At 53.7% G+C, this 20,835-nt stretch carries 18 protein-coding genes; 11 read left to right on the top strand and 7 right to left on the bottom strand.

Features of this window, described 5'->3' with window-relative positions; genetic code table 11:
* The first annotated feature begins 101 nt into the window (after positions 1-101).
* Positions 102-1,715 (top strand): hypothetical protein, encoded by a 1,614-nt coding sequence (locus MHI24_RS22740; protein WP_340021793.1) that lies wholly within the window; start codon positions 102-104, stop codon positions 1,713-1,715.
* Positions 1,716-2,463: 748 nt separating this feature from the next.
* On the top strand, positions 2,464-5,616 hold the full coding sequence (locus MHI24_RS22745) for a hypothetical protein (protein WP_340021794.1): 3,153 nt from the start codon (positions 2,464-2,466) through the stop codon (positions 5,614-5,616).
* A 24-nt stretch (positions 5,617-5,640) separates the two neighbouring features.
* Here the strand turns inward: MHI24_RS22745 and MHI24_RS22750 are convergent, their stop codons facing one another.
* Entirely contained in the window at positions 5,641-6,282 is a 642-nt protein-coding gene (locus MHI24_RS22750; RefSeq protein WP_340021795.1) for a hypothetical protein, read from the bottom strand.
* 236 nt (positions 6,283-6,518) lie between these two features.
* On the opposite strand from MHI24_RS22750, the gene tkt reads away from it, so the two are divergent.
* Both tkt and MHI24_RS22760 read left to right on the top strand, forming a co-directional pair.
* A complete protein-coding gene (gene tkt / locus MHI24_RS22755; RefSeq protein WP_340021796.1) occupies positions 6,519-8,567 on the top strand; it encodes a transketolase in 2,049 nt (682 codons plus the stop codon).
* 34 nt (positions 8,568-8,601) lie between these two features.
* Positions 8,602-8,919: a pyrimidine/purine nucleoside phosphorylase gene (locus MHI24_RS22760; RefSeq protein ID WP_238652528.1), complete on the top strand. Its 318-nt coding sequence runs from the start codon at positions 8,602-8,604 to the stop codon at positions 8,917-8,919.
* 83 nt (positions 8,920-9,002) lie between these two features.
* Here MHI24_RS22760 and MHI24_RS22765 read toward each other — a convergent pair whose 3' ends face one another.
* The 5 genes from MHI24_RS22765 to MHI24_RS22785 all read right to left on the bottom strand — a co-directional run bounded on the left by MHI24_RS22765 (position 9,003) and on the right by MHI24_RS22785 (position 13,327).
* Positions 9,003-9,794 (bottom strand): ABC-2 family transporter protein, encoded by a 792-nt coding sequence (locus MHI24_RS22765; RefSeq protein WP_340021797.1) that lies wholly within the window; start codon positions 9,792-9,794, stop codon positions 9,003-9,005.
* Between the two features lie 9 nt (positions 9,795-9,803).
* Complete coding sequence (locus MHI24_RS22770) at positions 9,804-10,634, bottom strand: hypothetical protein (RefSeq protein ID WP_340021798.1); 831 nt, start codon at positions 10,632-10,634, stop codon at positions 9,804-9,806.
* 27 nt (positions 10,635-10,661) lie between these two features.
* Positions 10,662-11,477, bottom strand: coding sequence for an ATP-binding cassette domain-containing protein (locus MHI24_RS22775; protein WP_340021799.1), 816 nt, complete (start codon positions 11,475-11,477; stop codon positions 10,662-10,664).
* Between the two features lie 407 nt (positions 11,478-11,884).
* Positions 11,885-12,361: a GNAT family N-acetyltransferase gene (locus MHI24_RS22780; protein WP_340021800.1), complete on the bottom strand. Its 477-nt coding sequence runs from the start codon at positions 12,359-12,361 to the stop codon at positions 11,885-11,887.
* Positions 12,362-12,433: 72 nt separating this feature from the next.
* The gene (locus MHI24_RS22785) at positions 12,434-13,327 is read right to left on the bottom strand and encodes an NAD(P)-dependent oxidoreductase (protein WP_340021801.1); all 894 of its coding nucleotides are present in this window, start codon (positions 13,325-13,327) and stop codon (positions 12,434-12,436) included.
* Positions 13,328-13,601: 274 nt separating this feature from the next.
* Between MHI24_RS22785 and MHI24_RS22790 the strand changes: the two genes are divergently transcribed.
* From MHI24_RS22790 to MHI24_RS22800, 3 genes are all read left to right on the top strand, one after another.
* The gene (locus MHI24_RS22790; RefSeq protein WP_340021802.1) at positions 13,602-14,957 is read left to right on the top strand and encodes a glucose-6-phosphate isomerase; all 1,356 of its coding nucleotides are present in this window, start codon (positions 13,602-13,604) and stop codon (positions 14,955-14,957) included.
* Positions 14,958-15,085: 128 nt separating this feature from the next.
* Positions 15,086-15,718 (top strand): YigZ family protein, encoded by a 633-nt coding sequence (locus tag MHI24_RS22795; RefSeq protein ID WP_340021803.1) that lies wholly within the window; start codon positions 15,086-15,088, stop codon positions 15,716-15,718.
* 3 nt (positions 15,719-15,721) lie between these two features.
* On the top strand, positions 15,722-16,303 hold the full coding sequence (locus MHI24_RS22800) for a TetR/AcrR family transcriptional regulator (RefSeq protein ID WP_340021804.1): 582 nt from the start codon (positions 15,722-15,724) through the stop codon (positions 16,301-16,303).
* A gap of 144 nt (positions 16,304-16,447) precedes the next feature.
* Here the strand turns inward: MHI24_RS22800 and MHI24_RS22805 are convergent, their stop codons facing one another.
* Positions 16,448-16,852, bottom strand: coding sequence for a secondary thiamine-phosphate synthase enzyme YjbQ (locus MHI24_RS22805; RefSeq protein WP_340021805.1), 405 nt, complete (start codon positions 16,850-16,852; stop codon positions 16,448-16,450).
* Between the two features lie 190 nt (positions 16,853-17,042).
* Between MHI24_RS22805 and cysT the strand changes: the two genes are divergently transcribed.
* The 4 genes from cysT to MHI24_RS22825 are packed head-to-tail and all read left to right on the top strand — an operon-like array spanning position 17,043 to position 20,814.
* Positions 17,043-17,858: a sulfate ABC transporter permease subunit CysT gene (cysT, locus tag MHI24_RS22810; protein ID WP_340021806.1), complete on the top strand. Its 816-nt coding sequence runs from the start codon at positions 17,043-17,045 to the stop codon at positions 17,856-17,858.
* The gene (locus tag MHI24_RS22815) at positions 17,855-18,652 is read left to right on the top strand and encodes a sulfate ABC transporter permease subunit (RefSeq protein ID WP_340021807.1); all 798 of its coding nucleotides are present in this window, start codon (positions 17,855-17,857) and stop codon (positions 18,650-18,652) included. The genes cysT and MHI24_RS22815 overlap by 4 nt, the downstream gene beginning before the upstream one ends.
* Positions 18,653-18,654: 2 nt before the next feature.
* Positions 18,655-19,719, top strand: coding sequence for a sulfate ABC transporter ATP-binding protein (gene cysA / locus MHI24_RS22820; protein WP_340021808.1), 1,065 nt, complete (start codon positions 18,655-18,657; stop codon positions 19,717-19,719).
* Positions 19,720-19,746: 27 nt separating this feature from the next.
* A complete protein-coding gene (locus MHI24_RS22825) occupies positions 19,747-20,814 on the top strand; it encodes a sulfate ABC transporter substrate-binding protein (RefSeq protein ID WP_340021809.1) in 1,068 nt (355 codons plus the stop codon).
* Positions 20,815-20,835: the final 21 nt, after the last annotated feature.

The raw sequence follows: 20,835 nt of genomic DNA on the forward strand, positions 1-20,835 counted from the left end.
CTCCGGTTCCATATAGTAGTGTGATTCAATCTAGTATTAAGCTTAATGCTGGTGATCTTATGAAAGATAATGGGACTACCAGTGTTAAGAATGGGAAGTTTGTGATTACTTATACAGTACCCTCTAAAAATTATGCTCCAGAGAAAGTATCCGACAGTTTTGATAAAGGACAATGGGTAGAAGGTCGACTCTATTACGTTGAGTTGCCGTACTACTTCACTGCCCAAGCCAAACTCACATCCTACAGCTACGCCGGTACAGTCACCTTCGACTACTCCCCGCCCGACCAGGCTACGCTTAACGGAACGGCTACGCTGGAGAAACCAAGCCCGAACCCGGCCAAGCTGGAGGGCAGCAAGGTCGATGTGAAGATCAACGTCAAAGGCGAGCTGCTCGGTTACACAAATTCATCTAACATCGAAGAATGGGTGTTTTATGCCCGTGAAAAGGACGGTACAGCCAAGGCTGATATGAAGAAGGAATACAGCAAAGTGCTGACCGCATCCAAAAGCTTTGACTTTCAGATCCCGGCCAGCCGGGTGACCAGTGACAGCTTCAAGCAGGATTATGCGCTGACGGTGGTCATTCGATTCAAGAATCCGGTCATTACGAAGACCGGCACGATAACGTCCCTGGAGCAGAAAATGGAAGTCTCGGCCGGAGTGTACAAGAAGGACAATCCGGTCAGCTATCCATCCGTACCGAACAAGCCAACCAAGCCCGAGGGCAAGCCGCCGATTGCCCGCATCAGTGCACCCAAGTATGTTAAAGCGGGTTCAGACATGATGGTGTACGGTGGAGCTTCTTCCGATCCGGACGGATATATCACCGACTATGCCTGGGGAACTCCAGGAGCAGAGGGCGGGATTGAAAATGCGGCTAGAGGTTACGTCTGGTATACCCGGGATAAGGTCGGCCAGACATTCCCCATCTCCCTTACCGTTGTTGATAATGACGGGCTGATCGGGAGTACCAGCACCGAGGTAACGGTCATTGAACCAACCCCATCCGCCAGCCTGGAGATCACCGGGGCGCTGAAGCAGAACCGGAAAACCACGCTCACCAACAGCAGTACAAGTCCGGAACGGTTCCCGATCATCAAGTCCAAGACCCAGGTCACCATTAGCGCAGTCAGCGGCGGAACCCAAGCGGACATCAAGTACAGCGGCAGTCTGGCCGAGTTGGAGAGCAAGGATGTACTATTCCGCAAGCCAGGCAAATACAAAGCGACCATTCATGTAGAGAATACTGCCGGCTATGGTGCAGATGGGGATATCACGTTTGATATTGCACCGGATGAAGTCCCAAGTGTGTATTTTGACGTTGCCCAAAAAATGTACCGCGACCCGGAGAAGGGAAATAAAGCAATCTTCCAAGTCATGGATAGATCCTTCTCCACGGACAAGGACGTCCTGAACCGGCGGATCTGGGAATACCGGTATGACTCCAATAATAACGGTAATTTTACCGATGAGAAGTGGGAGATCTTCAGCAATGAAAATGAGATTGCTCCCAAACTGGAATTAAGCCAGGTGGGCAGATATGAGATCCGGCTGACAGTCTTTGAAGAGTTTGGCCAGCCGACCATAGAGGATTACGTGACGGAGGCGGACCGGCGGATTGCAGACTCATATACCGATCCGATCAGGCAAGCATTGGTGGAGCGGACAGTAGAAATCGATAACCGCGCACCAGAAGTCGATTGGGATTTGTAAGGGAGGCACGTAGACTATGAAGGGAATCCGTCTTTTTCAGAAAAGTATCATTTTGCTTATGGCCTATTTGCTGCTGATTCCCGCACTGCCTCAGCCAGTTGTCGAAGTGACGAGACTGGCCAGTACGGTGCAGGCGGCAGAGGACAATTTCATTTATTACCGGGATATTGTCTTTGAAGCCGGACGGGGGGGACACGGCAATCAGGATGACAGGGTTGTCATTGATTTCCCTGCCATCAAGGTCACCAATCTTAAATTTAATAAAACTACCAAAAGAATGACCTATGATATTGTTCCAGGCTCTAACTTGCATGTTACCTATAACACGGGGAGACGCGAATGGCAAGGATATACGGAACCAATGGAAATTGAAATGTGTAGTAGCGTGTATACCAAAGAGGCGTACCAGTATGAAAAATATAGGCAGGATGGTCGTGACGAATGGTGGAGCTGCAATGATCCTAGAACACCCGACTATTATGGTATGTACTATAATTGGTCAGCAGATTGGGGAAGATTATTTATAAATGCGGTGGCACCACCACCTCAAGGAGATTATTTTCCCGCCACTCTGGATATAGATATGTCCAACATACGAAGCTTAATGGCGAACACCTCTCCTAATGAATATGCACAAGGATATAACTATTATCAGCCAAGTGATTATACTCCAGGACTAGAGAAAGATCCGGAAATGCTCCGGTTTAGAGTGCTGGCTCGGACAAACACGTACTGGTGGTCACCGTACATGACTAGATTAGCGGAATTGATACCCAACTATGCTCCTAGCCTGTCCGTAGGAACAGCAAATGGGATTACCCTGGTTAATGCCGCCGGCCTAAGCGGAATCAATATTGAGGGGTATGTCAGTGATCCTGATAACGAGGATGTTACGGTAACAGCCGAGATTCCGAATGTCTTCTACAAGAAGACGGTGGTGCCTCAAGCCAAGCTGTCCAAAATATTTAATATCCCACTGGATGTCTTGCAAGACTCGATACCGCCAGGAACCTACACTGTGAACATCACGGCGTCCGACCCGTCGGGAATGACCGCAAAGGCTGCACTTACAATCAATGTCAGACAACAGATGAGGAACAAGTCGTTTGTCCTGGTCAATACACCGGTAGAAACAAGGACGAAATTCTCTGACTCAGAATGGGATCCTAAACGGGAAGAGCGATACCGGTTCGATCACGACCCGTACTTCTTTGATAATTCGATGGGTATTATTTGGGATTCCGGATTATGGCGGAATTCACCCTACACGACTTTCCCGTATAGCGGATCCTACGTGGCCACATTCCAGGGTCGCGACAATCCCAAGGATGATGACCGGTTTGATGTGTACCGCAAGTGGAGCCGGAATAACCTGTCTTCAATGACCTTCCATGTACACCGCAAGCCAATCGCGCTATTCAGTGCCAGGCTGTCAGGCGGATGGATGCAGATCACCGACAGCTCCTACGATTTGGATCATGTCACCGCCTCCAATAAAGGGATTATGGACTGGCAATGGCAATATAAGAAGACGGAGGGGCAAGTCTGGACGGATGGATATCCGCCGGGGCAGCTGCCAACGAATGACCAGTATGATATCCGGCTGAGAGTACGGGACATCGATGGTGAGAACGGGGTGGGTGTCTGGAGTGACTGGTCACAGCAAACGGTGGGAGCCGCAAGCAACCTGCCGCCGGTAGCTCTGTTTACTGTTGAGCCCAACATCGTATCGTACCGTAAGGCTACCACGATCACGGACAAGTCTTACGACCCTGACAATGATCCACTCGATGTGTACAGCTGGACAGTGATAAAAGATGGCTGGCAGCAGGTGTGGAGCCACTGGGGCGGGGCGGCCGTGCCGCCGAACATCGCAGCCTATGGCGTGGGGACGTATCAGCTGACCCTTCAGGTCCATGATAACCGCGGGCTATGGTCGCAGCCCTACAGCCAAACGGTACAAGTCCTGAATCACCCGCCGGCAGCCGCTTTCAATATGCCGGTGGAAGTGTACCGGGATACGGTCATTACCATGGACAATCTGACACCGGACCCGGATGAGGATGGCGATGGGCTAAGCTATGCCTGGAACGCCCGGATCAATAGCAGCCCTTATTATTATGCCGGCAGTAACCGAAACCAGGTGCTGACCATCCGGGACCTGATCGCGCGCAGCGGCATTTCACCACAGCAAGCCATTTCAGATGGCTGGGAAATGCGGCTGACTGCCTCGGACGGATTGCTTTCCTCGAATGCGACACGAACGTTCAAGGTCCTGAATCATGTCCCTACAGCCGCCATTAACGGGCCAGGGGCGGTGTATCAGTTTGATACGAAGCAGTATACATCGTCTGATTATGATGAAGATCCTTCGGATATTGCCAGTCTGCAATACTTTTGGAAGGTGACGGACAGCGATAGCACCACCAAGTTATATAAGACGCCAAGCATCGAAATCAATTTCCCGGAACCAGGGACGTACACTCTGGAACACTGGGCGGTGGACCAGATCGGAGCGAAGTCCAACATCGAGACGCTAAAAGTCAATGTAATCAAAAACGAAGCCCCGTCCATGACGCTCACTTCTCCTCCAGGTACAGCCGCGAGCCCTACGGTCCTGGATGCAGAGAAGCAGGGGGACCCGTTAATTCAGTGGACCTACTCTGACCCGGAGAGTGACCCTCAGGAAAAGTACAAGCTAGAATTTTTCACCATAAAAGGACTATTGGAGCAAACGGTAGAGAATACAGATAGCAGCGGCTTGATCCGCCAGTATCAAGTGCCCAACCTGACATTCAATCGCTTTGAGTACTTCACCGTATTGGGGCGGGCGTATTCCAAAGGCTCCTGGTCGGAGATCTCCAATGAAAAGATGTTCATCATCGACAATCCGCCGAAGCCTGGATTCACCTTAACTACGGATACTGGAAAAGATGCCGCTAAACAGCCCATCTACCGGACGGACGTTTTGAACATCACAAGCACAGCGACCGATACGGATATCCCGCAGGGGGACAGCATCAGCTACCAGTATTACTTGAAGCCGGCGGGAGGAACAGAGGCCCTTTTAAACACACAAAGCAGCTTCACCAAGCAGTTCACGACCAATGGAACCTTCGCTCTGCGGCAGGTAGTTACCGACTCATTAGGCCTTTACCGGGAACTAATTCAGAATATTACTGTAGTAAACCGGCTACCTGTGGTGAACATCACCTATCCTACAAGTACGGTGTTCAACAATCCGACCGTAGTGAGCACTCTTACGCCAGTCATCAAATGGGATTATCAGGATGAAGATGGGGACCAGCAGCAACGGTTTAAGGTTCGCCTCATCGACTCGACCAACGGTCAGGTGATTGGGTCTGGAGAGCAATACTCAAGCCATCATCAATGGCAGGTTCCGGCAGGCAGACTTGTTGAGAATGTAAAGTATGTTGTCGAAGTGGAGGCTTATGACGGTTTTGAATGGAGTAATGTGTCTCCAAGGAAATTCATGATGGTCAACCTGTTGTCTATCAAAGGGGCAGTTCAGCATACAGAGGCGTGGAACAGCAACCGTCAGGCTTATAATCTGAAGCAGAGCGGGGACCCGGAGACTCCGCGGGGGTATAATGTGTACTGGGCAGGCGAGAAGTTCGTGCTGAAGGGCACAGCGACCGGTCTGCCGGATACTGTTCAGGTCACCATGACCGGAGGGTACACTGCGCAGCTTAGTCCAACTGGCAGCGATAAGACGCTGTGGACCGGCGGGCTGTCTGATCCGTCCTTCGAGCATCTGGCGGATGGGCCGGTGAGCTTCACTTTTACTGCAACGAATGCGTACCACACCAAGACCGATACCGTTACAGTCACGATAGCGGGAGACTGGTCGGAGTATTATCAGAGCCACCGTATCAAATAAACTTCAAGGGCTGAGGGCAGCCGGTCAGACGACTCCCTCGGCCCGCTCTTCATTCAAATGCATTCTTGCAGCAACAGCGGCCGCCACAGAAGAATTGGTGTTATGTAGACTGGAGCTGAAGGCGGTTGTGCCATGGTTCCGGCGCATATAATAGGAAAGTTTGCCGCTGAAGATTTTGTGGGCGCACAGGGAGGAGGCGAAATCCTCCGGTGTGACGAAGCAGGAGGGCTTGGCTACCGGCTGTACCGCCGTTTCCTCCAGCACAGAGGCGACGAAATGGGAGCAGAAAAAAGCATTTTCCCGGTCGAACCGGATATTCAGCAGCACACCGATCAGGCCGAGCAGGTGATACTTATAACGCTCCTGATTCTGCATCATGCCCTGAACATGGTTATACATCTTCTCATACTGCTCTGCTGTTACTCTAAGCTGATAGATGGCACAGTCTGCGCTGCGGTAGAAGGGATGGATAAAGTTCTCATGGATGAGGCCGGCGATAAAAGGGTTGTGCACTTTTTTTCGTCCGAAGCTGTAGACTTCCCGCAGTTCATGGTCAAAGGCAATGGAGGCATGATTCAGCTCAGCCTTGGTGAACCACTTAATCAGTCCGCTGAAGGCAGTGCCTGTCCCGGTCAGTACAATATAAATATCTTTGTTTGCAGTCATCTTCCAATTTCCTTTCTCATGGAATTTATGGGATCATCCGGTTCCGCTTGCTGAGTTAATCTCATCTTACTGTATAAAACCGGCTTGCAAAACAAACTTTAGTCTTAAATAAAAACTAGACCTAAGGCTAAGTTCCCCGCTCTCCAGGCTTCCTGCAAAAACAATTGGAAATGCTTCCACTTCCGTGATACAATAATAGTCAAAATGACATTCTTGATTTGAGGAGGATTATTGTAATGACTGAACAAGCAAAAGATCAAGCCATTCATAAAGAAGAAAACTCCACGGTGGACAACCTGGCGATCACAACCATCCGTACGCTTGCCATCGATGCCATTGAAAAAGCAAACTCCGGACATCCGGGGATGCCGATGGGCTCCGCTCCAATGGGCTACCAGCTGTTCGCCAAGACAATGACGCATAACCCGGATCACCCGACGTGGATTAACCGTGACCGCTTCGTATTGTCTGCCGGACACGGCTCCATGCTGCTCTACAGCCTGCTGCACCTGAGCGGTTATGATCTTCCGATGGAAGAATTGAAGCAGTTCCGCCAATGGGGCAGCCTGACACCGGGACACCCGGAATTCGGCCACACCGCAGGTGTAGATGCGACAACCGGCCCGCTGGGACAGGGGATCGGGATGGCGGTAGGGATGGCAATGGCTGAAGCGCAGCTGGGTGCTACCTACAATAAAGGTGAACATAATGTGATTGACCACTATACGTACGCGATCTGCGGCGACGGTGACTTGATGGAAGGGATCTCTTCGGAATCCGCTTCGCTGGCCGGTCACCTGAAGCTCGGCAAGCTGATTGTAATGTACGATTCCAATGATATCTCCCTGGACGGCAAGCTGAATCTGGCGTTCTCCGAGAATGTGGCCAAGCGCTTTGAAGCTTACGGCTGGCAGGTGCTGCGCGTTGAAGACGGTAATGATCTTCCGGCACTGGCTAAGGCTCTGGAGGAAGCACAAGCAGACACCAGCAAGCCGACACTGATCGAAGTGAAGACTGTTATCGGCTACGGCAGCCCGAACAAGCAGGGTAAAGGCGGCCACGGCGGTACTCACGGCTCCCCGCTGGGTGCTGATGAAACGAAGCTGACGAAGGAATATTACAAATGGGTATATGAAGAGGATTTCTATGTACCGGATGAAGTCCGCGCCAGCTTCGCTGAAGTGAAAGCGAAAGGGATCGCTGCCAACAAAGCCTGGGATGAGAAATTCGCTGCTTACAAAAAAGCCTACCCAGAGCTGGCTGCCCAGCTCGAAACCGCACTGAACGGCGAGCTTCCTTCCGGCTGGGATGCTAATCTGCCATTTTACAAAGCAGAAGACAAAGCAGTGTCCACCCGTGTGGCTTCCGGTAATGCACTGAACGGCTTGACTGCCGGTGTTCCTCAGCTGGTAGGGGGGTCTGCTGACCTGGAGAGCTCGACTATGACTCACCTGAACGGTCTGGCCCAGTTCACCCCTGATTCTTATGACGGCCGCAATATTTACTTCGGTGTCCGTGAATTCGGTATGGCGGCTGCCATGAACGGGATTGCCCTGCACAGCGGTCTGAAGGTATTCGGCGGTACATTCTTCGTATTCACTGACTACCTGCGTCCGGCGGTCCGTCTGGCTTCGATCATGAAGCTTCCGGTGACTTACGTGCTGACCCACGACAGTATTGCTGTCGGTGAAGACGGTCCTACGCATGAGCCGATTGAACAGCTCGCTTCCCTGCGCATTATTCCAGGCCTGACAGTTATCCGTCCGGCAGATGCCAACGAGACTTCTGCTGCCTGGGCTTACGCTATGGAGAACACCTCGAATCCGGTAGCGCTGGTGCTGACCCGCCAGAACCTGCCGATCCTGGCAGGAACCGTGGAAGGTGTGCGCGATAACATTAAGCGCGGCGGTTATGTAATCTCTGACGCCAAGAACGGTACACCGCAGGCTCAGATTATCGCTACCGGCTCTGAAGTTCAGCTCGCGGTTAAGGCGCAGGCTGCACTTGCTGAAGAAGGCATCGATGTCCGTGTCATCAGCCTGCCAAGCTGGGATCTGTTCGAGAAGCAGGACAAGGCTTACCGCGATTCCGTCATCCTGCCTGAGGTGAAGGCCCGCCTGGCGATTGAAATGGCGCAGACCTTCGGCTGGGAACGTTATACCGGCGATCAGGGCGATATTCTGGGAATCACTACGTTCGGCGCTTCCGCCCCTGGCGACACCGTAATCAGAGAATATGGCTTCACTGTAGAAAATGTAGTCAAGCGCGTTAAAGCGCTGCTATAATAGACTGATCGACGAACAAAGGGGAGAATAAGTAATGAGTCAGTTCACCAACGCAACCGTGCAAAAAGCAGCAAACATCTATTACGATGGAAAAGTAACCAGCCGTACCGTTATTTTGGAGGACGGCACAAAGGTGACACTGGGCATTATGCTGCCTGGAGTGTACGAGTTCGGCACAGACGGCCCGGAGACGATGGAGATTCTCTCCGGCAAGCTCAAGGTGCTGCTGCCCGGCACTGAGGTATGGAAGGACATTGATGGAGCTGATACCTTCCATGTTCCCGGCAACTCCAAGTTTGCGCTGGAGGTCTTCGCATTAACTGATTATTGCTGTTCTTACCCGAAGCTGTAATGTAACAAGGTTATAGCAATGCAAATATCCCGTCAGCCTGTGCTGACGGGATATTTTTGCATCACCTGATAAGTGAACCGGACTCAGCTTCCGGTGCTCTTGTAATGCCTTACGCCTATGCGCCAGACCAGCAGGGAGGCTGCGAGGAATCCGGCTCCGGCGGGAAGGGAGAGGAAGCCCAGCCACCGGGGATAATCCCAGCCGCACACGGTGGCCGCCGGATAGAAGCTGATGAACAGCATCGGGAGTATGAAGCTGAACACGGATTTCAGGACCCGCGGCATGTACGGCTCCGGGCAGCGGGTGATCTGGTAGCTGGCATTGGTGAGCAGATAGATCCAGTCCAGCCCTTTGATGGTGAAGAAAGCAAGCCCGGAGGTCAGCACGAATACTCCACAGTACATCAGGCAGCCTCCGGCCAGCGCCATTGCCAGAATGCCGAGCCTGCCGGGCGTTAGGGGGACGCCTAGCTGTCCCAGCGCCCAGCCCGCCGCACAGATCCCGGTAACCGGCCGCACCAGCCGGTGCAGGTGGAATCTGGAGGCGGCGACCTGGACGAACAGGGACCGCGGGCGGAGCAGCAGCCGGTCGAAATCGCCGGAGCGCAGCAGATGCCACGGAAAATAATCAAAGCCGCGGCATAGACTCTCGGCGAGTCCGAAGGACGCTACAGCCAGCGAGTAGACCAGAATGATATGGGCGACAGTCCATTCACCGATATTGCCGAAGCGGGAGAACAGCAGGACGGTGGCTATGGGATCTGAGACCACCACGGTCAGCACCTGAATCAGCATCAGCCACCAGCCCTTATATTCCAGACCGGACAGCAGATGCATCCGTATATATTTGCAGTAGATTTTACCTTCAGCAAGCATTTGTTGATCTCACCCTCCCTGGACGATAATGCTGTGCAGTCTGCGTTGCATGATGAACCGGCCCGCTGCGATGAAGATGAGGCTCCAGAGGAGCTGTAAGCCGATGCCTGGAAGTGCGGCGGCAGGAGCCACGCTTCCTATATAGAGCTGCAGGGGGATGTCGGCGAATCCGCCAAACGGCTGCAGGTACAGGAAGGTCTGCATGGATTCCGGCCAGAGCCTCAGGGGAAGATAGGTGCCGGACAACACCCCGCTCACCAGCAGCAGCATATAGGTCGGCCCGTCACCCCACGTAATGTTCAGACGGATCGCGGTCACCAGCATGGCGAAGGACGAGCACAGCACAAACGCCATAACCACCGACAGCAGAAAACAGAACAGTGCCGGCAGGGAGGCCGGCCCGCCCAGGGCATAACCGGCAGGCATCAGCAGACCAATGAGCACGGTGGACAGTCCCCGCATCCAACTGGTGCCTAGCTTACCGGCCGAGCTTTTGACGAACCAGTGGGTGTACAGGTTCATAGGGCGGCATAGCTCGATACCGACGTCGCCGTTGTTGATTTTGCCCATAATCTCGCTGTCGATGTTCATACTCTGGAGCACAAACAGTCCCTGGGCCAGCCAGACATAGGATATGGCCTGCGGAAGGCTGAGCCCGTTATTGTTCCAGGAGCCGTTCTCGCTGTATGTATAGAACACGGTGAACAGCACACATTCTATAAGCGCCCAGAACACACCGACCATTGTACCTGATATGGCGGATACGCGGTATTGAAGCCCTTCGGCCATTCGAATCCGGAAGAGGGAGCGGCAGGCCCGGCATGTATTTCTAAAGTTCATCGTGCACCTCCTGGTAGGCTGATGGGCTTAACCCAAAGCCAAGTCATTGTACATAGCCGCAATCATCGCATCCGTATTCACTTTCATAACGACCTCTGGAGCATACCTCTTCTGCAGGCCCGAGAGCTGTCCGTCATAGAGCAGTTGGCCGTGCCCGATCACCATGACCCGCTGGCATAATGCCTCAATGTCATCCATATCATGAGTGGTCAGCAGCATCGTAATCCCGTGCTTCCGGTTCTCCTCCTTCAGGAAATTGCGCAGCGCCAGCTTGGATACCGCATCGAGTCCGATGGTCGGCTCATCCAGAAAAAGAAGCTTCGGCCGGTGCAGCAGCGCCGCCACCAGTTCACATCGCATCCGCTGCCCGAGCGACAGCTGTCTTACCGGCGTCCTTAAGAGCGCTTCCACACCAAGCGTTGCCGATAACTCCGATAGTCTTAATCTGTAGTCGCCTGGGGGAATGGCATAGATATCCTTCAGTACGTCAAAAGAGTCAGCCACCGGCACATCCCACCATAGCTGTGAACGCTGGCCAAACACGACGCCGATCTTGGAGACATGCTCTACACGGTGCTTCCACGGAACCTTACCCAGGATGGTGCATTCTCCGCTGTCCGGTGTCAGGATGCCGCTCATCACCTTGACGGAGGTGGATTTGCCGGCACCGTTCGGGCCAATGTAACCTACCAGTTCACCCTCCTCAATATCAAAGCTGATGCCTCCGAGTGCATCCACCCGGGTAACATTCCGCATAAACGCGCCTCTCAGCAGCCCCCATTTTCCTTCGGGCCGTTTGTACACCCTGAAGCTTTTGCGGATCTCTCTCAGTCTGATTTGCATGTCAGTCGCCTCCTTCGTGCAGAAGATCATATCATCAGGGGAGGCGTGGGCGACAGCAGCACCAGGAGGCTTCTTGATCCTTGCTGCCAGGCTGGCGGGGGGGGGAATCATTTATTTTCTTCGTTTTCCATAAAAATGCTTGTTATGTTGACATTTCTGTGCTATATTAATTTTATAGTTAACGCAAGGAAATCATATGTTTTTTTGTATACGTACTGTAAAATAATCTTCTATTACCGGTGATGAAATCACCGGTATTTTTGCGTTCTCACCCTAATTAGACATCCATGCGTATGAATGCAAAGAAAGGTGCCCTGGAATTCCAGGGCACCTTATCTATGGTTGCGGGCAGAGTGTATGCGAAAAACCGAACATAATCGAATTAAGGATATCTATGCTACACTTCGTTAATCTGGACGTATCCGCTCATACTCCCAGATGCTCTGGCTGCTCTCGGCATCATAGATCTCTCCGGTACGGACGAAGCCGTGCTTCTCATAGAAGTGATGATTCCGGACGGCCCACGAAGGGGTGTCCAGCGTCCAGCGCTTGGCCGCAGGGTATTTGGCCAATAAGAAGTGCATCGCTTCATGCCCAAAGCCTTGATTCTGGTAGAGCGGATCGATGAAGATGCGGCCGAGATGGCATTCTTCTTCTGAGGGCGACGGGAAAATGATCATTCCCCCGATAATCTTCCCATTATCCAGAAGCTTGTAATAATGGCCTTGCTGCATTTGCTCCGCCTGCCAGGACACCGAATCATAACCCGGAGGGCCGTCCTCATCTTTATTCTGATAACGGCGGGCATCGTCATTGAAGGTTCTTTTCTGTACGTCTGCCAACACGGCAGCATCCTGTGGCTCGGCGAATTCAAAGGTCAGCATTGAAATTTCCTCCCCTGTTTACATTAGTGTGTAACACCATAGTAAACAGATTCTGAAAAAATTGCCGTTACATTAGTTACCTTCGCCGATTTTCTTGCCGATCCAATCCTCGTAGGTCTTGACTACAGCGGACAGATCCTCGTCGCCGTAGCCGTGATTGAAGCCGGCCTGGAACAGGCTTTTGGCTACGCCCAGCATAGGCGCAGGGACGCCGGTGGCATCGCTGAGCGAGGAGGCCAGCTTAAGATCCTTGAGCATCAGCGCAAGGGAGAACTGGTTGCTGAAGTCGCTGTCGATAATCTTCTGGCCCTTCAGCTCGGCCTGTTTGCTGCCGGCTGATCCGTTCTTCACCAGCTCAAGGAACTTGTCGGCGGGAACGCCGGACTTCACTGCGATCGAGAAGCCTTCCGCGAGCGCGGCATTATGAATGCCGACCATGGCATTGTGAGCCAGCTTGGCAACAGCGCCGCTGCCGTTCCCGCCCATATGCAGCAGCAGTCTGCCCATAGAGTCGAAGAGGTCACGGTGCTGTTCAATCACCTCGGCATGACCGCCGACCATGAAGACCAGGGTGCCGTCAATCGCCGCCGGCTTGCTGCCGGTTACCGGCGCATCAAGGAAGCTGCTGCCCCTCGCTTCAATGGCAGCGGCCAGCTCCTTGGCCAAGCCGGGGGAGATGGTGCTGGAATCGATGACGGTAACGCCCGGCTGGAGGACAGCAAGGATGCCGTTATCACCGTAGAACACCTCACGGATCGAATCGTCATTGCTGATCATGGTAATAATAACATCCTTGCCTGCAGCGGCCGCCTGCGGAGTTGCAGCAGTCTTCGCGCCTTCCTGCTCCAGCGGCTTACACTTGTCTGCTGTGCGGTTGTACACGGTAACGTCAAAGCCGCTGCGCAGCAGGTTAGAGGCCATTGGCGCGCCCATTGTTCCGAGTCCGATAAAGCCGATTTGCTTCATTTCATTTGTCCACCTTTGCTCTTTGGAATCGTGCTATAGTAACCAAGTTTGTCTTTCATTCTAACAGATGGTTCCGGCCGCTTCCACAGCTCTGGACTGAACAATTGCAGGGCGTATCGGGTAACCGTTTCCATGTGATGAATCTTAACATGTGCTTCAGGCGGGGATGTGCCCTAAGACCTTGCCAGTCAAGGGAAATTAAAGTATCCTAGAGTATAATGTTGCATCAAACGGTGTCAAATCTAAAGAGATACACAGGAGGCTACCATTACCGATGTCCAAGAAGATTAAGTTTGACTACACCAAAGCCCTTTCCTTCTTCAGCCAGACCGAGATTGACTACTTCGCCGCTCCGGTGAAGCTGGCCCACGAGCAGCTGCATAACAAGAGCGGAGCCGGCTCCGATTACCTGGGCTGGATTGATCTCCCGACAGCGTATGACAAGGAAGAATTCGCCCGCATCCAGCAGGCGGCCAAGAAGATTCAGAATGATTCCGAGGTGCTGATCGTTATCGGCATCGGCGGCTCCTACCTGGGAGCACGGGCTGCGATTGAAGCACTGTCGCACTCCTTCTACAACAACCTGTCCAAAGACAAGCGCAAGACGCCTGAGATTTATTTTGCCGGCAACAACATCAGCTCGACCTACATCACGCACCTGCTTGATCTGGTAGAAGGCAAGGACTTCTCCGTGAACGTCATCTCCAAATCCGGTACGACGACTGAACCGGCGATTGCCTTCCGTATCTTCCGCGCAGCGCTGGAGAAGAAGTACGGCAAGGAAGAAGCCCGCAAGCGTATCTACGCAACTACAGACAAGGAGAAGGGCGCACTCAAGAAGCTGGCCAATGAAGAAGGCTATGAGTCGTTCATCATCCCGGATGATGTAGGCGGACGTTATTCCGTACTGACACCGGTAGGCCTCCTGCCGATTGCTGTTGCCGGAATTAACATTGAAGAAATGATGCAGGGAGCGGCTGCCGCAGCCGATGACTTCAACAACCCTGATGTAGCGACCAATGAGAGCTACCAATATGCAGCAGTGCGCAACGCGCTCTACCGCAAAGGCAAGACTACTGAGATTCTCGTGAACTACGAGCCTTCCCTGCACTTCGTCTCCGAATGGTGGAAGCAGCTCTACGGCGAGAGCGAAGGCAAGGACTTCAAGGGGATCTATCCTTCCTCCGTTGACTTCTCGACAGACCTGCACTCCATGGGGCAGTTCATTCAAGAGGGGAACCGCAATATCTTCGAGACCGTTATTCAGGTTGAGAATGTGCAGCACCATGTAACCATCGAGAATGATCCGGATGATCTGGACGGCCTCAACTTCCTGACCGGGCAGACGATGGATTTTGTTAACAAGAAGGCGTTCCAGGGCACAATGCTGGCGCACACCGACGGACAGGTGCCGAACCTGATTGTGACGATTCCTGACCAGACACCGTATACCTTCGGCTATCTGGTGTACTTCTTCGAGAAAGCCTGCGGCATCAGCGGATACCTGCTGGGCGTGAATCCATTTGACCAGCCGGGCGTTGAAGCGTACAAGAAGAATATGTTCGCATTGCTGGGCAAGCCGGGCTACGAGAAGGAGAAGGCTGAGCTGGAAGCCAGACTGACCGAGTAGTACCTGCTTTTACGCAGATTTTCTCAACCTAACTTTAGTCATCAGGAGCAGTCCATAGGTAGCCATTACCGGGGCTGCTCCTAGATATATATCAAGTCATCACTTGTATATTAAGGAATGGACAACAGATGCTGGAACAATACCGTACGGTGCGTGCTCCCGGCTCGCGGGAGGTCGTCATCCGTAAATCACGCTTCATCGGGCATGTCATGCCGGTGGAGAACGAAGAGGAAGCACTGCAGTTTATCGATACCATCAAGAAGCAGCACTGGAATGCTACACATAACTGTTCTGCTTATATGATTGGTGAGAGGGATGAGATCCAGAGACAGTCTGACGACGGGGAACCGGGTGGAACGGCCGGGAAACCGATTTTGGAGGTAATCCGCAGCCAACAGGTGAAGAATGTCGCTATTGTCGTTACCCGTTATTTCGGAGGCATTATGCTGGGCGCAGGCGGACTGATCCGGGCCTATACTGACGGTGCTGTGCTGGCGCTGGAAGCCGGAGAGGTCATCACACGCGTGCTGAGACGGGAGGTATTCGTGGAAATCGAGTACACCTGGCTGGGCAAGGTGGAGAATGCGCTGCGGGGCAGGAATATCCAGACAGGGGAGACTTTGTTCACGGATAAAGTTACACTGCTGTGTCTTCCGCGCAATGATGAAGGTGACGCATTTATCGCATGGATAACCGATCTTACCGGGGGGCAAGCCCGGGTTACAGAAGGGCGGCGGCTTTACTACAGCGAAGGGGAATAAGCGATGGCAAGAAGAGCAGTGGAACAGGAGTTGTCGAGAGAGAGAATATTGGAGGCGGCGAGGCATCTTTTCATCACCAAAGGGTACCGTGCCATTTCGATGCGCAGTATTGGCCAGCACCTGGGGTATAGCCACGGCTCTTTATATTACCATTTCAAAGAGAAGGCTGAACTATTCTACGCAATCGTTGTCGAGGATTTCAATTATGTGGCCTCCCTGCTGAATGAAGCCATGGAAGCTCCGCCGGTAGAAGGCATGACCCGGGTGGAGCAGCTGATGATGGAGTTCATCCGGTTCGGGCTAGACCATCCGTATCAGTATGAGATTATGTTCATGATCCGTGACGAAGAGCTGCTGGCGTATTGCCGGGCAGAACAGGGCCGATGTTTCGAGTTATTTGCTAGTATTGTCCGCCGCCATATGAAGGAAGAGGGATATGTGTCCGAGGATTGGCAGAGTGTGCCACTGACCTTGTTCCTGTCCGCTCACGGCTTTATTTCTTATTATATTCAGGATAAGGTGCATTTTGAGGATGTGAAGCAAGCGGCGATTACCCATGTCAAGGTATTAAGCCGCAGCCTGTAGGAAGCCGTTTTTTTATTGCTTTGCACTTTAGAGCGTTGCATTGGTATAACATTGCCTGGTGAAAGTGTTATAGAAGCTATAAATAATATAGAGAGCAGCCCCGCCGGTAACGCCGGGGCTGCTCTTCTTATATTTTGGGGTATTTTAGCCTTCCACGATTTTGAGATAATACTGGCGGTGCCTGGGGCCGTCGAATTCACAGAAATAGATCCCCTGCCAGCGGCCCAGCAGGACTGCACCTTCATGGATGATGAGGGTCTGCGAGGGACCGGCCGTAATCGACTTCAGGTGGCTGGCGGTATTGCCTTCAGCATGGCGGTATTTGGGATGCTCCCACGGAAAAACCTCGTCAAGCCGCATGATCACATCATGCTTCACATCAGGATCGGCATTCTCATTGATCGCGATTCCGGCTGTCGTGTGTGGACAGTAGACGGTGATGATACCGTTTTGCACTCCGCTTTTCTTCACATAGGCTTGGACTTCCCGCGTAATATCGCGTAATTCATCCCGTTTGCTGGTGCTAATCTCCATCGTATGCAGCTTCATGAAATCCTCTCCTTATTGGACCAAAGTGTTTGTTACTTATACTTTTACCCAAACGCTATAAAAGTAATTGACGGATTCAGGCAGTGTTTGGTAAAGTAATGATAACTTAAAACCAAGTATATTAATAGGAATAATCAAACCTTAAAGGCAAGTATGCCGACCGGACATCCGGAGGTGGGGGGCTTATCCATTGAATTCACTGATCAGGCACAAGGGCTGGACTTGGGGGTTTCGCACAACGATTCTACTGTACTTCGTAGTGCTGATTGTATTACCCATACTCGGCGTCTATTACAATTCATTCTCGCTGGGCCTTAGAAGCTTCACCGAGAGCATACTTGATCCGATTGCCTGGAAGTCGGTCCTGTTAACGCTCAAGCTGGCTGTCATTGCTGCATTTATTAATGTGGTGCTTGGAACGATGACCGCCTGGGTGCTTATCCGCTACAAATTCCCGGGAAGGGCGCTGCTGAACAGTCTGGTGGATCTCCCGTTTGCGCTGCCGACTGCGGTTGGAGGACTCATGATTCTGCTGCTGCTCGGGCCGGGAAGCCTGATTGGGGGCCTTGCGGAGTCGCTGGGCTTCGAGATTGTGTTCCATCAGCCGGCGATTGTGATTGCGATGGTGTTCGTCACGTTCCCCTTCGTAATCCGGGCGGTGCAGCCGCTGCTGGAGGAGCTGGATGCTTCTGAAGAAGAGGCGGCGTATACGATGGGGGCGCGGCCTGTCCGGGTGTTCCTGCAGGTTATCCTTCCTTCGATGCTGCCCGGTATGATTAGCGGCGGGATGCTGGCCTTCTCGCGGGCGCTGGCCGAATTCGGTGCAGTAGTTCTGGTAGCTGGCAATATTCCGGGGCGTACGCTGGTGTCGTCGGTGTTCATCTTCGGAGAGGTAGAGAGCGACAATCCGGTGGGGGCCGCTGCGGTGTCGATTCTTCTGCTGACCTTATCCTTCGCGATTCTCTGGCTGATCAGCCTGGTGCAGATGCGGGGGAGAAGAGCATGAGAAGAGTGTGGATCGGACTGACTTATCTTGTCTTTATCCTGCTGATTGCCGCCCCCTTAGGCAAAATGATTACAGGCGCCTTCAGCCAGGGCTGGAGCGGCTTCTGGAATGCGCTGACCCGGCCTGAAGCGCTGCATGCGCTGATGATGACCGGACTTGTTGTGATCGTAGTGACGCTGCTGAACACGCTGTTCGGCATTATGATGGCCTTGTATCTGGTTCGGGCGAACTGGCTGGGGCGGCGTCTGCGCGGCCTGCTGAACAGCATTGTGGATCTGCCTTATGCGGTCTCGCCGGTCATCGGCGGTCTGATGATCGTGCTGCTGCTGGGGCCGGACAGTGCGCTTGGGGGATTGTTTGAACAGATTGGCGTCAAAATTGTCTATGCGCTGCCGGGAATGGTCATTGCCACCCTGTTCGTGACCTTCCCGCTGATGGTGCGCGAGGTAATGCCGGTGCTGCAGGAGATCGGCTCCCAGCAGGAAGAGGCGGCGTCCACACTTGGCGCCTATGGCTGGACCACCTTCTGGAAGGTGACCTGGCCGTCTATCCGCTGGGCCGTCATCTACGGGGTGATTCTGACCGTTGCCCGCTCGCTGGGTGAATTCGGTGCGGTGCTTGTCGTATCCGGCAACATTATGAACCGGACCCAGACGGCTACCACGCTGGTGTATCAGGATGTTGAGAATTTCAATGTTACGGCTGCAGGCGGCATAGCGCTGGTGCTGGCCGCATTCTCCGCAGGACTGCTGCTGCTTATGGAATGGAGCAAGAGAAGAAAGGGAGGGCACTAATTATGCATGTAGAGGTCCGGGGACTCGATAAGCATTTTGGAGATTTCCATGCCGTGAAGGACGTTCATTTCGGAATTACCAAAGGCCATCTGATCGGGCTGCTCGGCCCGAGCGGCGGCGGCAAAACCTCCATTCTGCGCATGCTGGCGGGCCTGGAGACGCCGGACAGCGGGGAGATTATTTTTCATGGCCAGGCGGTGAACCATCTTCCGCCGCAGGAGCGCGGGATCGGCTTCGTGTTCCAGAACTATGCGCTGTTCAAGCACATGACAGTGTTCGAGAACATCGCCTTCGGGCTGAAGGTGAAGAAGGCGAACAAGGCGTTCATCCGTGACCGCGTCGCCGAGCTGGTCGAGCTGACCGGGCTGAAGGGCTTCGAGAAGCGCTATCCGCATCAGCTCTCGGGCGGACAGCGCCAGCGGGTGGCCTTCGCCCGGGCGCTGGCTCCGGAGCCGCAGCTGCTGCTGCTGGATGAGCCGTTCGCGGCGATTGATGCGAAGATCCGTCAGGAGCTGCGTTCCTGGCTGAGGGAGCTGATCGAACGGGTTGGCATTACCTCGATCTTCGTCACCCATGACCAGGATGAGGCGATTGAAGTGGCGGATGAGATCATGATTATCAATCAAGGCCGTCTGGAGCAGAAGGGGACACCTTGGGATATTTACAAGGAGCCGAAGACGCCGTTCGTGGCGACCTTTATTGGTGAGTCTACGCTGATTGAGAGTGCCTCCGAGCTGAAGGGCTTCAAGGGAGCGGGCGGCGGCAAGCCGACGAAGGCGCTGATCCGGCCTGAGTATATCGAGGTAGGCCAGTTGCATGAATTCAAAATGGCTTCGGCGACGGAGCGGGGCATCGTGAAGCATCTGCATTTCCGCGGCAGCGAATGGCTGGTGGAGGTGGAAGTGAACGGGCATAAGCTGGTCACCTACCGTTCGCTGGAGAAGGAGACCCTGACGCCGGGACAGGAAATCTCAGTGCTCGTGCACCGCGCTTACCTGTTCAATGAAGAGCGGAGCTGGATTCAGGAGAATGGGCTGAAGGAAGACCCGATGCCGGTATTTATCTAAAAATAACAGGTAGGATGTGTCGCCGCTATGAGGCTTATCAGAGGGAGCAGACAACTGCACACATGGCTGGCCGTCCTGATGCTGACGGTATTCACGCTGACCGCCGCCGGCTGCACGGATGAGCGGGCAGACTCAGCCGCCCCTGCGGCGCAGAAGGGGGACCTGACCCTGGTCATTGGCGCTTACAGCGTAGCCAAGGATGCCATGGGCGAGATTCTGCCATTATTCGCGGAGAAATGGCGGGCGGAGACTGGTCAGACCCTCGTCTTCCAGCAGTCGTATGAGGCCTCCGGCACCCAGGCGCGGGCGATCGCGGGCGGCTTCGAGGCCGATGTGACCCTGCTGGCGATGGAGGGAGATGTGGAGAAGCTGGTCAAGGCCGGGCTGGTCGGGAAGGACTGGAAGCAGCACGGCGAGGCCGGAATGGTTACACGGTCGGTCGTGGCGCTGGGCACCCGGGAGGGCAATCCGAAGGGGATTCATGATTTCGCCGATCTGGCGAAGCCTGGCGTGAAGGTGCTCTATCCTAATCCGAAGACCTCCGGCGGAGCCCAGTGGGACATTAATGCCATCTACGGGGCCGGTCTGAAGCGGTCCGAGGAGCAGGAGGGGAAGAAGGACCCTGCGGCAGCTAAGGCTTTTCTGGAGAGCATCCATGCTAATATCGAATCTCTGGACAAAAGCGGGCGCGCCTCCATGGCCGCCTTCGAGTACGGGGTGGGCGATGTCATCGTTACGTATGAGAACGAGCTGCTGGCGCGGATTGCCCAGGGCGTGAAGTACGAGGTGGTCATCCCCCGGGATACCATTCTCATTGAGAATCCGGCGGCGGTGGTGGACAAATATGCGGATGAGCATGGCACCCGGGCGGCAGCGGAGGCGCTGGTGGATTATCTGACGACGCCTGAGGCGCAGGAGATTTTCGCCAAATTCGGCTTCCGTCCGGTGAACCAGCAGGTCTATGCGGAGCATAAGGACCGGTATCCGGTGCCTGCGGGATTGTTCGATATCGGCTACCTTGGCGGCTGGGAGGAGGTCCGGACGACGCTCTATGCCAAGCGCGGCATCTGGTATCAGGTGCTGGCCGGAATCTGAGCGGGATTTGCGTCAAAACAG

It is taken from the genome of Paenibacillus sp. FSL K6-1096, assembly GCF_037977055.1.
GTDB lineage: Bacteria > Bacillota > Bacilli > Paenibacillales > Paenibacillaceae > Paenibacillus_AQ.